Below are 14799 nucleotides of genomic sequence, written 5' to 3'. Positions count from 1 at the left end.
CTTTGCCCCGGACGACGGGTTTCGGCCATCGTCGGCACCCGGGCACACTGGCGGCATGCGACTGCCTCGCCTCTCCCGTCCGCGCAGCCTGGCCGGCCAGCTCTTCGCCATGCAGATCGTGCTGGTCACCGTCGTGGTGGCGGTCTGCGCGCTGTTCGCCTACCTCTCCGGCCGGGCCCAGGCGGAGGAGGCCGCGCGGGATCTGGTGACTGCCGCCGCGCAGGGCGTCGCGGGCTCGCCGTCGGTGCGGGCGGCCGTCGCGTCGGACGACCCGACGGCGCTGCTCCAGCCGTTCGCCGAGCAGGTCCGCCGGGACACCGGGATCACCTTCGTGACGATCATGGACCCCTCCGGCATCCGCTGGACCCACCCCGATCCGGAGCGGATCGGCGAGAAGTTCGTGGGCCATATCGGCCCGGCCCTGGAGGGCGAGACCTTCACCGAGACGTACACCGGCACGCTGGGCCGGTCGGTCCGCGCGGTGACCCCGGTCCGCGGCGAGGACGGCACGATCGTGGCCCTGGTCAGCGCCGGTCTGGCCGTCGAGGAGATCGGGGATCAGGTCGCCCGGCAGGTGACCGCCCTGATCGTGGTCGCCGCCGGGGCGCTCGCCCTCGGCGGCGTCGGCACGTACGCCGTCAACGCCCGGCTGCGCCGCCACACCCACGGGATGAACGCCCGGGAGCTGAGCCGCCTCCACGACTACCACCAGGCCACCCTGCACGCGGTCCGCGAGGGACTGCTGCTGCTCGACGGCGACGGCCGCATCGCGCTGATCAACGACGCCGGCCGGGAGCTGCTGGGCCTGACCGGCGATCAGGTCGGCCGCCCCGTCACCGCCCTGGGCCTGACCGGGCCGCTGACCGAGGCGCTGCTGGCGGACGGGCCCCGCGTGGACGAGGTGCACGTGACCCACGACCGCATCCTCGTCGTCAACACCTCCCCGGTCTCCGGCGGCGAGCGGCACGGCACGGTGGTGACCCTGCGCGACCACACGGAGATCCAGGCGCTGGCCGGGGAGCTGGACTCGGTGCGCGGCTTCGCGGAGGCGCTGCGCTCGCAGGCGCACGAGGCCGCCAACCGCCTGCACGCCGTCGTATCCCTGATCGAGCTGGGCCGGGCGGAGGAGGCCGTGGAGTTCGCCACGGCGGAGCTGGAGCTCGCGCAGGCGCTGACCGATCAGGTGGTCGGCGCGGTCGGCGAGCCGGTGCTCGCCGCGCTGCTGCTGGGCAAGGCGGCGCAGGCCAACGAGCGGGGCGTGGCGCTGGAGCTGGACGGCGACAGCCGGATGGACGACGGCGTGCTGCCCGCGACGCTCCCGGCCCGCGATCTGGTGACGATACTGGGCAACCTCATCGACAACGCCGTGGACGCGGCGCTGGAGGGCGCGGACGCCAGGACCCCGCAGGTCGCGGTGACGGCGCGGGCCACCGGGGACGAGCTGCTGCTGTCCGTGCGCGACACCGGTGGCGGCCTCGATCCGGAGCGGGCCGCCGACGCCTTCCGCCGGGGCTGGTCCACCCGGGGCGAGGGCCGCGGCCTCGGCCTGGCCCTCGTCGGCCAGGCCGTCCGGCGCAACCGCGGGACCGTCGCCGTCTCGCGCGCCCCGGGCGGCGGGGCGCAGTTCACCGTGCGGCTGCCGCTGCGCGCGGACACGGCGGTGCCCACATGAGCGGGGCCGACATGAGCGGGGCCGGTGTGAGCGGCGCCGGGCCGCCCGCCATCCGGGTCGCCGTCGTCGAGGACGACCCGCTGGCCGCCGAGGCCCACCGCCGGTACGTGGAGCGGGTCCCCGGCTTCACGGTGTGCGGCACCGCACACACCGCCGCCGGGGCGCGGCGGCTGCTGGAGACCACGCCCGTCGATCTGCTGCTGCTCGACCTCCACCTGCCCGACGGCCACGGCCTGCGGCTGGTCCGTTCGCTGCGCGCCGCCGGGCACCACGCCGACGTGATCGCGGTGACCTCGGCCCGCGATCTCGCCGTGGTGCGGGAGGGCGTCTCGCTCGGCGTCGTGCAGTACGTGCTGAAGCCGTTCGCGTTCGCCACGCTGCGGGACCGCCTCCTGCGCTACGCCGAGTTCCGCGCGGCGGTCGGCGAGGCGGGCGGCCAGGAGGAGGTCGACCGGGCCCTGTCGGCGCTGCGCTCGCCCCGGCCCGCCGTGCTGCCCAAGGGGATGAGCGAGCCCACGCTGGCCGCGATCACCCGGGTGCTGCGCGACGCCGCGCGGGAGGGTCTCACGGCCGCCGCGGCGGGCGAGGCGGCGGGTGTCTCGCGGATCACCGCCCGCCGCTGCCTGGAGCATCTGGTCGACGCGGGCCGTGCCGAGCGCCACCCCCGCTACGGACACGTCGGCCGCCCCGAGCTGTGCTACCGCTGGGTCGCCGAGCACCGTTAAGACACGTCGCGTTCGACGCTGGTGGGGCGGGGCCGGGCCTGCGATATGGGTGGGATTCATGGGAATCGGTCGGTGGCCAGTTATGTGCTCAATCCACTGACATGCACGGGCCACGCGGCCTACCGTTGAGCTGGAGTTCGTCGCCGCCGCAAGCGTCCGTGGACAGGGCGTTCACATGGTGGCGGAGTCCGGCCGTCCGCAAGACCCCCTGGCCAGGGGTCGCGAGAGGAGAATCCATGTCGCTCGACGTCTCACCGGCCCTCCTGGAGCAGGCCGAGCGAGGCGAGGTCGACGAAGCCGCATTCGTCGACTGCGTCCGAACTTCCCTGCCGTTCGCCTGGGACATGATCAGCACGCTGGTCGCCCGGCTCCAGGTCGACGGCGGCGAATTCGCCGACAACACCACACCCCCACCCGACGAGCAGGCCCGCGGCCAGCTCCTGCGCGCCCTCGCCAGCGACGCGATCAGGGGCTCGCTGGAACGTCACTTCGGAGTCAGGCTCGCCTTCCAGAACTGCCACCGCGTGGCGGTCTTCCCGCTCGGAGCCGCGTCCGAGACCTCCCACAACCGGTTCACGTCCATACGGGGCCAGATCCTCAACCAGTCGCCGGAGCTGCGGGACTGCTGACGGCATGGGCCTCGGCCACCGCCGTCGTTCCCCGTGCTGCCGCCCCCCTCGGCTCCGCGTGAACCGGGAGGAGCGGCAGCACCTCGTCGGCCAGCCGCCGCACGTTCGTCTCCGTCGTCGCGGTGTCGCCCGATCCCTCGACGAGCAGGGCGAAGCGGGTGATCCCCGTGCGCTCCGCCGTCGCCGCGAGCCGGTCCGCGCACAGCCGCGGCGGTCCCACCGGGTGCAGCTCGCACAGCAACTCCGTGTAGGCCATGGCGTCGCGCATCCGGCGCGGGCGCCCGTCCACGGTCCGGTGCGCGGCCAGTCCCTGGCGCAGCCAGCCGGGCAGCGCCCTGTGCAGCGTCGCGGCGGCCTCCGTCCGGCTGTCCGCGACCTGCGCCACCCCGACCGACACGTGGCCGGCGGCGGCGATGGCGTCGTCGCCCAGCCCGGTGGCGGCGGCCTCGGCGCGCCATAGCGCCACCATGTGCGCCTTCTCCTCGTCGCCGATGTGCATCCCCAGCAGCATCGGCAGCCCTCGCCGCGCCGCCTCCCTGACCGTGCCGGGAGAGGTGCAGGCCACCAGCACCGGCGGGCCGTCGTGCGTCCTGGGCACCACCGCGACCTCGCGGAACCGGTAGCGGTTCCCGTCCGCGCCGACGCTCGTCCCGCGCAGCCAGCGCAGCAGCAGGTCCAGCGACTCGGGGAAGCCCTTCTCCAGCGCCTCCACGCCGCCGCCGAAGACCTCCAGATCGATCCACGGTCCGCCGCGCCCGACACCCAGCGCGAACCGGCCCTCCGAGGTGATGTGCAGCAGCGCCGCCTGTTCCCCCAGCGACACCGGGTGCGTGGTCGTCAGCACGCTGATCGCCGTCCCGACCCGGATCCGCCGGGTCCTGCCCAGCAGCAGGGCCGCCAGGGTGGCCGCCGAGGGGCAGACCCCGTACGGCACGAAGTGGTGCTCCGCGAGCCACACCGAGTCGAGGCCCACCTCGTCGGCGGTCACCGCCGCGCGCACCGTCCGGTGCAGCGCCTCCGCGTCGCTCTGGCCGGGAAACCGGCCGGCCAGCGCGAATGTCCCGATCCGTAACGTCTTCATCGAGGTCGCCTCTCGCTCATGCGTTCGTCCACACGCATCACGCTTCCCCCATGGGCCCTAACGCATGACACGTGCCGTGGGCACGGGCCCAGGGCAGTTTTTTGATGATGGTCAGTCAGGATCGGGGTGCGCCGCCGATGCGTAGACTCGGGGTGCCGGGCCCTCGGGACCGGCCCGGCCCGCCGAACGACTTCGAGGTGTTCCCTTGTCTCCGCGTCGCAACCGCCCGCCCGGCGGTCAGCCCCGACCCCACGACAGCGGCCCGCGCGAGAGCGGCCTGGAGCAGACGGATCAGTGGCGGGGCGAGGAGTGGCTGGTGCGCCGGGTCGCGGGTGCCTCGGCGGCCAAGCCGTACCGCTGCCCGGGGTGCGACCAGGAGACCCCGCCGGGGGTGCCGCCCGTGGGGGCGGGGCCCCGGCTCGGCGCCGTCGACGCCCGCCGCCACTGGCACGGGGCGTGCTGGAACGCGCGGGACCGCCGCGGGGCGAGGATCCAGCGCTCGCGGAACGCGCCGCGCTACTGAGCGCGCGGCGCGTTCCGCGAGCCGGCCGGGTCAGGCGTCGGTGGAGGTCAGCCGGATGTGGGCGCCGACCAGGGCGGCGGCGGTCACCGCGGCCAGCAGCCCGAGCAGCGGCCAGCCCGTGGCGCCGTCGTCGCCCTCCATCGGGATGCGGTAGAGGGAGGCCAGGCCGTTGAGCGGTGAGTACTCGATCAGCGCCTCGCGGGTCGACTGGAGGCTCTCGCCGACCATGAACAGCGCGGTCAGCAGCGGCAGCAGCACGACGCCGAGCATGGTGGTGATGGCGCCGGCCGAGTGCCGCAGCAGCCCGCCCACGGCCAGCCCGAGCAGCCCGAGCAGCGACACGTAGAGCGCGGCGCCGACGGTCGCCCCCAGCCAGTGGCTGCCGGTCGCCACCAGCTCACCGTTCTCGATGGAGCCCTCCATCAGCGGGTCGTCGACCGCGTAGGACGGCAGCACCTGATCGGCGAGCATGGACGAGTGGATCAGCCCGGTCAGCGCGCAGGCGACCAGCGTCATCGTGAAGGCGAGGGCGAAGAACACCAGCGCCTTCGCCAGCAGCACCCGGCCGCGCTGCGGGCAGGCGGTGAGCGTGGTCCGCATCATGCCGGTGCCGTACTCGGAGGTGATCACCAGGACGCCGAGGGTGATGACGCAGATCTGCCCCAGCATCAGCCCGAAGAAGCCGCCCGCGAGCAGCGGCGCGCCCACGTACTCCTCGCCGCTGAGCGCGATCGCGTAGAGCAGGCCCACGCCGACCGTCAGCAGGAACATGATGATCAGCGTCCAGACCGTGGAACGGACCGTCCGGATCTTGGTCCACTCCGACGCGATGGCGTGCCCGAGGTGGGTCGCCCGCACGGGGATGGGCGAGGCGTAGCCCGGCGCGGCTCCCTGCGCGGGCGGCGTGAACGGCGGGGGCGGGGGAGGAAGGGAAGGGCGGGGGGGGGAGGGGGGGCCGCGGGGGGGGGGGGGGTCGGCGCGTTCAAGAGGAGGAGGGCATAGGAGATTTCTGCCCGGCTCGTGGGCGCGGAGATGTATATAGGAGACCGGGTGGGCCGGCGCGGGTGCCGGGGCGGCGAACTGGTGGAGACCCGCGCGCTGGTCGGCCGTCGAACGGTAGTCGACCGCGCCCTGCGTCATCCGCATGTACGCCTCCTCCAGCGACGCCTGGTGCGGCGACAGCTCCCACAACCGCGTCCCCGCCTCGTGGGCGAGGTCGCTGATCCGGGGGAGTTCGAGCCCGACGACCTTCAGCGCGCCGTCCTGCTCCGGCGTGACCTGGCCGCCCGCCGCGGACAGGGCGCGGACCAGGGCCTCGTGCTGCTCCGGTTCGCCCTCGGGGGTGCGGACCCGGGCGTAGCCGGTGGAGTTCTGCCGGATGAAGTCCTGCACCGGCATGTCGGCCATCAACTGTCCGCGCCCGATCACGATCAGGTGGTCGGCGGTCTGCGCCATCTCGCTCATCAGGTGGCTGGAGACGAACACCGTCCGGCCCTCGGCCGCCAGCCGCCGCATCAGGTTGCGGACCCAGAGGATGCCCTCCGGGTCGAGCCCGTTGACCGGCTCGTCGAACAGCAGCACCTGCGGGTCGCCGAGCAGCGCCGCCGCGATGCCGAGCCGCTGCCCCATGCCGAGCGAGAAGCCCTTGGACCGCTTCCGCGCCACGTCCTGGAGCCCGACCACGCCCAGCACCTCGTCCACGCGCCGGGCCGGGATGCCCGAGAGCTGCGCCAGGCACAGCAGGTGGGCCCGCGCGCTGCGCCCGCCGTGCTTGGCGTTCGCGTCGAGCAGCGCGCCGACCTGGCGCGGCGCGTTCGGGAGCTGCCGGTACGGGTAGCCGCCGATGGTGACGCCGCCCCCGGTCGGCTGGTCCAGGCCGAGGATCATGCGCATGGTGGTGCTCTTGCCGGCGCCGTTCGGGCCGAGAAAGCCCGTCACCTTGCCGGGCTGCACCCGGAACGTCAGGTTGTACACGGCCGTTTTCGAGCCGTAGCTCTTCGTCAGGCCGACTGCCTCGATCATCCTGCCTGCCTCACCCGCCCCAGCGGACTCGTCCCCTTGAGGTGATGACCATATCGGCTGAATGGGGGGTCGGCGCCACGCGTCGCGTTTTCCGGAGCACCGGGCAGCCGGCGAGCAGCACCGCCGCGACCGCGCCGGCATGATCGCCGTCGTCCGGGAGCCGGCCCGGTCGCGGCACCGACGCCGGAACGGCGCGGGGGCCGCCGCCCGGTGGAGGCAGCGGCCCCAGCGCCGTCGGAGTGACGAGACGTCGTGTCGCGCCGTGCCGCGTCAGCGGGACTGCTGCGCGGGGACGCCCTTCGACAGGCCCTCGTCCGCGTCGTCGTCGCCCAGCGTGGCGGCGGCGACCTGAGCGCCGGTCAGGGTGGCCAGCATCTCGCGCACGTTGGTGAGCTGCGCGTTGATGCTGTCCCGACGGTTGGTCAGAGCGGCCAGCTCACGCTCGGACTCGCTGCGGATGCGGTCGGCCTTGGCGTTGGCGTCGGCCACGATGTCCTCGGCCTGGCGCTGCGCGGTCTCGACGGTCTGGCGGGCGCGGCGCTCGGCGTCCGTGCGCAGCTTCTCCGCCTCCAGGCGGAGCTGCTCGGCGCGGTGCTCGATCTCCGCGAGCCGCTTCTCGGCCTTGGCCTGACGGGACGCCAGGTCCCGCTCGGACTGCTCGCGGCGCTTGGCCAGGTTGGTCTCGAAGTCGGCCGCGGCCTGGGCCGCCTTGGCGCGGGTGTCCTCGAAGAGGGCCTCCGCCTCCTCGCGCTTGGCCTGGGCGTCCTTGTCGGCCTCGGCACGAGTGGCCGCGGCGTCGCCCTGGGCCTTCTCGACGATCCGCGAGCCCTCTTCCTCGGCCTTGGCCTTGCGCTCCGCCGCGTACGCCTCGGCGTCGTTGCGCACCTGCTGCGCGGCGCCCTCGGCCAGCTCGCGGTGCTGCTCGGCGGCCCGACGGGCCTCCTCGCGCAGGTCCTTCGCCTCTTCCTCGGCGAGGCGGAGGATCTTCTCGACCCGGGCGCCGAGGCCCGCGTACGAGGGCTCGGCGTCGGTGATCTGGGCCTGGGCGTTCTGCGTTTCGAGGTGGAGCTCCTCGATCCGCTTCTCCAGCGAGGTGATACGGGCCAGGGCGCTGTCCCGGTCGGCGACGAGCTTCGCGATGCGGTCGTCGACCTGGCTGCGCTCGTAACCGCGCCGCACGAGCTCGAAGCCGAAGGGGGAGGATGTTTCGCTGCTGCTCATGGAGTTCCTGTCGATTTCCAGACGGTGAGTCGGTTGGTGATCTGGGGGGCCTGGGCGTTCAGCGCTTCGCGGTCGAGCTCCTCAGCCTTCGCTTCGGACGGGTCCATGCCCTCGGGGCCATCATCCTAGGGTGCGAACCGGCGTGGCTTCGAGCGGATCGCGTTTCTGTGTGGAGAATGTACGCCCCCTCCGCTCGCCGCGCCCATCCGCACCGGGTCAGCCGTCGCACGGGTCAGCCGCCGGACCGCTGCCCGCCCGACCGGGGCGCTCCGGCGCCCGCGCCCGCGGCGACCGTACCGGCGCCCTTGCCGCCCGGCTTCGGCGCCTCGAAGGATTCGAGAGCCTCCAACACATCCTGCACACGCGAGATTTCGGCGTTGATGTCCTCGCGCCTGCGGGCAAGCTTCTCCAGCTCGCGCTTGCCCTCCTCGACCATCCGCTTGGCGTCCCGCTCGGCCTCGGCGCGCATCTGCTGAACCTCGCGCAGCACTCCCGACCGCTGCCGCTCGGCGTCCTTGAGCAGCGCCTCCGCCTTCTTCACCGCGGCGATACGAACCTTACTCGCTTCGGCGTTGGCCTCCGCGACCATCTTCTCGGCCGCGGCCCTGGCCTCCGCGCGCTGCTCCTCGGCGGCCTTCATCAGCTTGTCCACGCGCTCGCCCGCGGCCCGCGCCTGCTCGGCGGACTCCCGGCGGGCCCGGTCGTGCAGCTCCTCGACCTCCGCGTCGACCCGCCCGCGCAGCTCCTCCGCCCGCTCCCTTATGGCGGCGGCGTCCCGACGGGCCTCCTCCAGCAGGCGGTTGGCGTCCGCGCGGGACGTCTCCACCAGCTCGCTGCCCGCCTCCTGGGCGTCGCCGATGACGCGGGCGGCCTCCTTGCGGGCCGCCGCCACCATCGCGTCCGACGACTTCTCGGCCGCCGACGCGATCCGCAGCGCCTCCTCCTGCGCCTTCGCCATCAACTCGTCGGCCTGTGCCGCCGCTTCGCCGCGCTTGCGGGACGCCTCCCGGCGGGCGCGGTCGGCGAGCGCGTCGGCCTCGGCACGCGTCCGCTCGGCCGCCGCGGTCGCGTCCGCGCGCAGCCGTTCCGCCTCGGCGATGGCCTCCTTGACGGTCCGTTCGGCCAGCGCGGAGGCCGCCTCCTTCTCCTCGGCGGACTCCCGGAGCACCCGGGCCGCCTCCCGCTCCGCCTCCGCGCGGTGGGTCGCGATCTCCGCCTCGGCCGCCTCGCGCAGCCCCGACACCGAGTCCCGCACCTGCTGGGCCTTGTGCTCGGCGGCCGACACCAGGGTCTCCGCCCGGCGCTCGGCCTCGTCCATCCGGGCGCGGGCCGTCGCCAGCAACTCCTCGCTCTGCTCGTGCGCCTGCGCCCGCTCGCGGTGCGCGGCCTCGCGGGCGTCCGCCAGCAGCGCGTCCGCCTCGGACCGCAGCCGGGCCGCCTCCTCACGGGCGGCGGCCAGCGCCTCGGCCGCCTCCGCCGCCGTCCGCTCGGCCGCGCTCGCCGCGTCGGCCCGCAGCCGGTCGGCCGCGCGCCGCGCCTCGTCGCGCAGCCGGTCCGCCTCGGCGATGGCGTCGCCGCGCAGCCGCACGGCCAGCTCCTCGCCCTCGGCACGGGACCTGGCGGCGTCGGTGGCCGCCTCGTCGCGCATCTGCTGGGCGGCCAGCTCCGCGTGCTCGGTCAGCGCGCGGATCCGCTCGGCGGCCTCGCCCCGCAGCCGCTCGACCTCGGCGCCCGCCTCCGCCCGCAGCCGCTCGCCCTCCGCACGGGCCGCGACCAGCGCGTCCTCGGCCGCCGCGACCCGCTGCTCCGCCTCGCCGCGCAGCCGCTCGATCTCGGCCGCCGCCGCGTCCCGCTCGGCCTCCGCGGCCTCCCGGGCCTCCTCGCGGACGCGCCGCGCGGCTTCCTCGGCCTCCCGCGCCATCCGCTCGGCCTGCTGCCCGGCGTCGGCGAGCTGCTGCTCCGCCTCCGCGCGGGCCCTCTTCAACGCCTGCTCGGCCTGGGTGCGCAGCGTGGTGGCCCGCTCGATCGCCTCCGTGCGCACCCGCTCGCTGTCCGCCGTCGCGGCCGAACGCAGCTCCTCCACGTCGGCCTTGGCCTGCGCGAGCAGCTCCTCGGCGCCGGCCGCGGCCTGTTCGATCTGCGACACGGCGTCCCGGCGGGCCTCGGCCCGCAGCCGCTCGCCCTCCTCCGCCGCCTCCGCCCGCAACTGCTCGGCCTCGCCGCGCAGTCGGCGCGCCTCCTCCTGCAACTCGACGGTCTTGGCGCGGTACTCCTCGGTGTCGCTCTGGGCCGCGCCCTTGAGCTGCTCCGCCACGTCGTACGCCTCGGCGCGCAGCCGGTCCGCCTCGGCCTCCGCCTCGGCGCGCAGCCGTTCGGCCTCCTCGGCGGCGGCCCGGGTCGTGGCCTGCGCCTCGCGGGCGGCCTTGTTCATGACCTCTTCGGCGGAACGGGCCGCCTCGGCCAACTGGGCCGCGTACTCCTCGGCCGACTTGGACCTGGCCTCCTCGGCCGCCTCCGCGAACACCTGCTCGGCGCGCGCCCTGGCGTCGTCCAGCGCCTGCTGGGCCTCGGCGCGGCGGTTGTCCGCGTCGCGCGTGGCCTCGCTGACCATCCGGGCGACCTCGGCCTTGGCGGTCGCCGTCCGCTGCTCGTACTCCGACTCGGCGGCGGCCCGGCGCTTGTCCGCCTCGGCGGTGGCCTCGGTCAGCAGCCGCTCGGCCTCCTCGCGGGCCGAACGCAGCGCGTTCTCCGCCTCGGTCGCCCGCTCCTCCGCCTTCCGCACCAGCGAGGCGGCCTCGCGGCGCCCGGCGTCGGCGTCCTGCGCGGTGGAACTGCGCAGCCGCTCGGCGTGCTCGCTCGCCTCCTGCGCCTGTGCCGACGCGGCCGACAGCATCCGTTCGGCGTCGGCGCGGGCCCGGCGCAGCAGCTCGTCGGCCTCGGCGCGGGCCGCCTCGGCCTCGGCGGCGAAACGCTCCCTGGCCTCCTCCGTCAGCCGCAGCGCCTCGGCCCTGGCCTGCGCGACGGCCTGCTCGGCCTCGGCGCGGGTCTCCTCCAGCAGCCGGCGGGCCTGCGCCTCGCTGCGGGCGCGCAACTGCTCGGCCCAGGCCACGTTCTCGCTGACGTGGGACTCGACCGTGGAACGGCGCTGCGCCAGCTCCTCGTCCAGCCGCTGCCGCCGGCCGACGGCCTCGGCGTGCAACTCGGCCTCCATCCGGGCACGCTGCTCGGCGTGCTCCTGGAGGACGCGCTGCGTCCGGGCGCGGGCCTCGCGCAACTCGCGCTCCGCGTCCGCGCGCATCTGGTCGGCCTGGTGCTGGGCGGTGCGCAGGAGCTGTTCGGCGTGGGCGGAGACGTCGCCGTAGACCGGCCGCAGGGAGAGCGCGCGGCGCGCCTCGTGCAGTTTGGCGCGCAGGACCTCGACCTGATAGCCGAGGTCGTCGGCGTGGTCGACCGCCTTGTCCCGCTCTTTCTTCAGCCGGTCCATCTCGGCTTCGAGCTGCGAGAGGTGGTCCTCAGCCTGGTAGGCGTCGTAGCCCCGCACTGCGCGGTCCCATCCGTCCCCTGGTCGTGGTGAAGCAGATCCGGTCATCCGGTCATCGGCCGAACACGGGACGGAGGAGAGAAACCCACAGCCCCGGCTGGGCCACTCTACCGGCCGGGGCAGCCCACGTCAGTGGCCGGAGGGGTCTGCCGAGGGTTCCTGTGCGGCGGAAGTGACGAGTTCCGTGAGCACTCCGTGACAGTCCTTCGGGTGCAGGAAGGTGATGCGGGAGTTCATCGAACCCCGGCGCGGCTCGTCGTACAGAACCCGCACTCCCTTCCCCCGGATGGCGTCCGCGTCCGCGTCCACGTCGGCGGTGCCGAAGGCGATGTGGTGCACGCCCTCGCCGTTCTTCGCCAGCCACTTGCCCACGGCCGAGTCCTCGCGGGTCGGCTCCAGAAGCTGGAGGTACGAGGCGCCGCCGTCGTCGGTCCCGTTGATGCGCAGCATGGCCTCGCGGACTCCCTGCTCCTCGTTCACCTCGGAGTGGAAGACCTCGAACCCGTAAGTGGCCCGGTAGAACTCGACGGTGGCGTCCAGATCGAAACAGGCGATCCCGATGTGATCGATTCGCGTCAGCATCTCCCCAGTGCATCGCCTGCCGGGGGAGGTGCGCAACGTGCGCACTGTCACACGCATGTGCCGGTGACCCCCCGCGTCACGCTCTGTAGATTGGCGTAAACCCTCGTTTACTCCCGATTCTTCCGAGGAGTGCACCATGACAACCGCCAACGACAACACCTCCGTGATCGTCGCGGGTGCCAGGACGCCGATGGGCCGGCTGCTCGGCTCTCTGAAGACGTTCTCCGGCGCCGACTTGGGCGGCTTCGCCATCAAGGCCGCCCTGGAGCGCGCCGGCATCTCGGGCGAGCAGGTCCAGTACGTGATCATGGGGCAGGTGCTGCAGGCCGGGGCAGGGCAGATCCCGGCGCGGCAGGCCGCCGTCAAGGGCGGTATCCCCCTGAACGTGCCGGCCCTGACCGTCAACAAGGTGTGTCTTTCCGGCCTGGACGCCATCGCGCTCGCCGATCAGCTCATCCGCGCCGGTGAGTTCGACGTGATCGTCGCCGGTGGCCAGGAGTCCATGACCAACGCCCCGCACCTGCTGCCGAAGTCGCGCGACGGCTACAAGTACGGCTCGGTCGAGGTGCTCGACTCCATGGCGCTGGACGGCCTCACCGACTTCAGCGAGAACGTCCCGATGGGCGCCTCGACGGAGAACTACAACACCCGCCTCGGCCTCACCCGCGCCGAGCAGGACGCCATCGCCGCCCTGTCCCACCAGCGGGCCGCCGCCGCGCAGAAGAACGGCCTGTTCGAGGCCGAGATCACGCCGGTCGAGATCCCGCAGCGCAAGGGCGACCCGGTGGTGTTCTCGCAGGACGAGGGCATCCGCGCGGAGACCACCGAGGAGTCGCTGGGCAAGCTGCGCCCGGCGTTCAGCAAGGACGGCACCATCACCGCCGGTTCCGCCTCGCAGATCTCCGACGGCGCCGCCGCCGTGGTCGTGATGTCCAAGGCCAAGGCCGAGGAGCTGGGCCTGGAGTGGCTCGCCGAGATCGGTCCGCACGGCAACGTGTCCGGTCCGGACAACTCGCTGCACTCGCAGCCCGCCAACGCGATCCTCCGCGCCCTGGACCGGGCCGGGCTCACCGTCGACGACCTCGACCTGATCGAGATCAACGAGGCGTTCGCCGCCGTCGCCGTCCAGTCGATGAAGGACCTGGGCGTCGGCACCGACAAGGTGAACGTCAACGGTGGCGCCATCGCGCTCGGTCACCCCATCGGCATGTCCGGCGCCCGTCTGGTGCTGCACCTGGCGCTGGAGCTGAAGCGGCGCGGCGGCGGTGTCGGCGCGGCCGGCCTGTGCGGCGGCGGCGGCCAGGGCGACGCCCTGATCGTGCGCGTGCCCCGGGCGTAGCCGGGTAACGATCACCGGGTGACGGGCGGCAGTGTCGGTGCGAAGAGGAAAGCGGCGGTGACGGAAACGGTGGCGGCGACGGGTGCGGTCGACGTGGCGGAGCTCGTGTCCCAGGCCAGGGAGGGGCGGCCGAGAGCGGTGGCCCGGCTGATCTCCCTGGTGGAAGGGGCCTCGCCGCTGCTGCGCGAGGTGATGGCCGCGCTGGCGCCGCACACCGGCCACGCCTACGTCGTCGGCCTCACCGGCTCGCCCGGGGTCGGCAAGTCGACCTCCACCTCGGCGCTGGTCAGCGCCTACCGCCGGACGGGGAAACGGGTCGGTGTGCTCGCCGTCGACCCCTCCTCGCCGTTCTCCGGCGGCGCGCTGCTCGGTGACCGGGTGCGGATGGGCGAGCACGCCTCCGACCCTGGTGTCTACATCCGCTCGATGGCGACGCGCGGCCACCTCGGCGGCCTCGCCTGGGCGGCGCCGCAGGCGGTCCGGGTCCTGGACGCGGCCGGCTGCGACGTCGTCCTGGTCGAGACGGTCGGTGTCGGGCAGTCGGAGGTGGAGATCGCCTCCCAGGCCGACACCACGGTGGTGCTCCTCGCGCCGGGCATGGGCGACGGCATCCAGGCGGCCAAGGCCGGGATCCTGGAGGTCGGCGACGTCTTCGTGGTGAACAAGGCCGACCGGGACGGCGCGGACGCGACGGTCCGCGAGCTGAACCACATGCTGGGCCTGGGCGAGGCCCGCGCCCCCGGCGACTGGCGCCCGTCGGTCGTGAAGACGGTCGCGGCGCGGGGCGAGGGCGTGGACGACGTGGTGGCGGCGCTGGAGAAGCACCACGTGTGGATGGACGAGCACGGCGAGCTGGCCGCCCGCCGCACGCGCCGGGCGGCCCACGAGGTGGAGACGATCGCCTTGACAGCCCTCCGCGAGCGCATCGGCGACCTGCGCGGCGACCGCCGCCTCGACACGCTGGCCGAGCGGATCGTCTCCGGCGAGCTGGACCCCTACCGGGCGGCGGACGAACTGATCGCGGGCGTGAAGGAATCGGCCTGACGGCCGCCCCCGGGCCGGGGGCCCGTCGCCTCGGCCCGCTCCGGCGGGTGCGAGCCTCCCGGCCGGAGCGATCACGGGTCCGCGGCGCCCGGCCCGACGACCGGACGCCGCCACCGGCGGACCCGCCCGGGAACCGGGGGCGACCACCCCGCCCACGGCCCCGCTGAGCAGCCGGCGAACGACGAGGCGGCCCGCCCCTCCGAGCGGAGCCGCCCGAGGCGGGCCCGATCCGCCGGACCCCGGCCCGATCGGTCCGGCCGTCGCCGTGACCGGGGCCGTTCTGGCCGATTCGCTCCCGCCGGAGTCGTCCGGGAGGCCCGACCGTCGCCATGGCCCGGGGCCGTTCCGACCGGTGCCGTCCGCCGGGTCCTGGCGGCCGTCCTGACCGGCCCCGCCCATCACGCCCCGATGCGAGGCGTG

At 74.3% G+C, this 14799-nt stretch carries 10 protein-coding genes and 1 pseudogene; 6 read left to right on the top strand and 5 right to left on the bottom strand.

Annotated elements, in window-relative coordinates; translation table 11 throughout:
* Nucleotides 1–55 precede the first annotated feature (55 nt).
* The 3 genes from BN2279_RS21370 (at nucleotide 56) to BN2279_RS21360 (ending at nucleotide 3026) form a co-directional block, all read left to right on the top strand.
* Nucleotides 56–1672: an ATP-binding protein gene (locus BN2279_RS21370; protein ID WP_059012003.1), complete on the top strand. Its 1617-nt coding sequence runs from the start codon at nucleotides 56–58 to the stop codon at nucleotides 1670–1672.
* Nucleotides 1669–2397 carry a response regulator gene (locus tag BN2279_RS21365; protein ID WP_059012000.1) on the top strand — a complete coding sequence of 243 codons (729 nt, stop codon included), beginning with the start codon at nucleotides 1669–1671 and terminating at the stop codon, nucleotides 2395–2397. Before BN2279_RS21370 ends, BN2279_RS21365 begins: the two co-directional genes overlap by 4 nt.
* Before the next feature lie 236 nt (nucleotides 2398–2633).
* Complete coding sequence (locus BN2279_RS21360) at nucleotides 2634–3026, top strand: SCO5389 family protein (protein ID WP_059011998.1); 393 nt, start codon at nucleotides 2634–2636, stop codon at nucleotides 3024–3026.
* Here BN2279_RS21360 and BN2279_RS21355 read toward each other — a convergent pair.
* Nucleotides 2995–4107: an LLM class flavin-dependent oxidoreductase gene (locus BN2279_RS21355; protein ID WP_059011997.1), complete on the bottom strand. Its 1113-nt coding sequence runs from the start codon at nucleotides 4105–4107 to the stop codon at nucleotides 2995–2997. The genes BN2279_RS21360 and BN2279_RS21355 overlap by 32 nt on opposite strands.
* Nucleotides 4108–4312: 205 nt before the next feature.
* On the opposite strand from BN2279_RS21355, the gene BN2279_RS21350 reads away from it, so the two are divergent.
* Nucleotides 4313–4630, top strand: a complete 318-nt coding sequence (locus tag BN2279_RS21350) for a hypothetical protein (protein WP_059011995.1) — start codon at nucleotides 4313–4315, stop codon at nucleotides 4628–4630.
* Between the two features lie 1080 nt (nucleotides 4631–5710).
* Here BN2279_RS21350 and BN2279_RS21345 read toward each other — a convergent pair.
* From BN2279_RS21345 to mce, 4 genes and pseudogenes are all read right to left on the bottom strand, one after another.
* Nucleotides 5711–6652, bottom strand: a pseudogene (locus BN2279_RS21345) (ABC transporter ATP-binding protein); the annotation flags it as partial.
* 270 nt (nucleotides 6653–6922) lie between these two features.
* Nucleotides 6923–7873 carry a coiled-coil domain-containing protein gene (locus tag BN2279_RS21340; RefSeq protein ID WP_059011993.1) on the bottom strand — a complete coding sequence of 317 codons (951 nt, stop codon included), beginning with the start codon at nucleotides 7871–7873 and terminating at the stop codon, nucleotides 6923–6925.
* 232 nt (nucleotides 7874–8105) lie between these two features.
* Entirely contained in the window at nucleotides 8106–11414 is a 3309-nt protein-coding gene (locus tag BN2279_RS21335) for a hypothetical protein (protein ID WP_059011991.1), read from the bottom strand.
* Between the two features lie 129 nt (nucleotides 11415–11543).
* Nucleotides 11544–11996, bottom strand: coding sequence for a methylmalonyl-CoA epimerase (gene mce, locus BN2279_RS21330; RefSeq protein ID WP_059011989.1), 453 nt, complete (start codon nucleotides 11994–11996; stop codon nucleotides 11544–11546).
* Between the two features lie 136 nt (nucleotides 11997–12132).
* Here mce and BN2279_RS21325 point away from each other — a divergent pair, with 136 nt between their 5' ends.
* Both BN2279_RS21325 and meaB read left to right on the top strand, forming a co-directional pair.
* Entirely contained in the window at nucleotides 12133–13335 is a 1203-nt protein-coding gene (locus BN2279_RS21325; RefSeq protein WP_059011987.1) for an acetyl-CoA C-acetyltransferase, read from the top strand.
* 57 nt (nucleotides 13336–13392) lie between these two features.
* Nucleotides 13393–14379 (top strand): methylmalonyl Co-A mutase-associated GTPase MeaB, encoded by a 987-nt coding sequence (gene meaB / locus BN2279_RS21320; RefSeq protein ID WP_234348031.1) that lies wholly within the window; start codon nucleotides 13393–13395, stop codon nucleotides 14377–14379.
* Nucleotides 14380–14799: the final 420 nt, after the last annotated feature.

This window comes from Streptomyces specialis (assembly GCF_001493375.1).
GTDB lineage: Bacteria > Actinomycetota > Actinomycetes > Streptomycetales > Streptomycetaceae > Streptomyces > Streptomyces specialis.
This window is presented reverse-complemented; position numbering and strand designations above follow the sequence as displayed.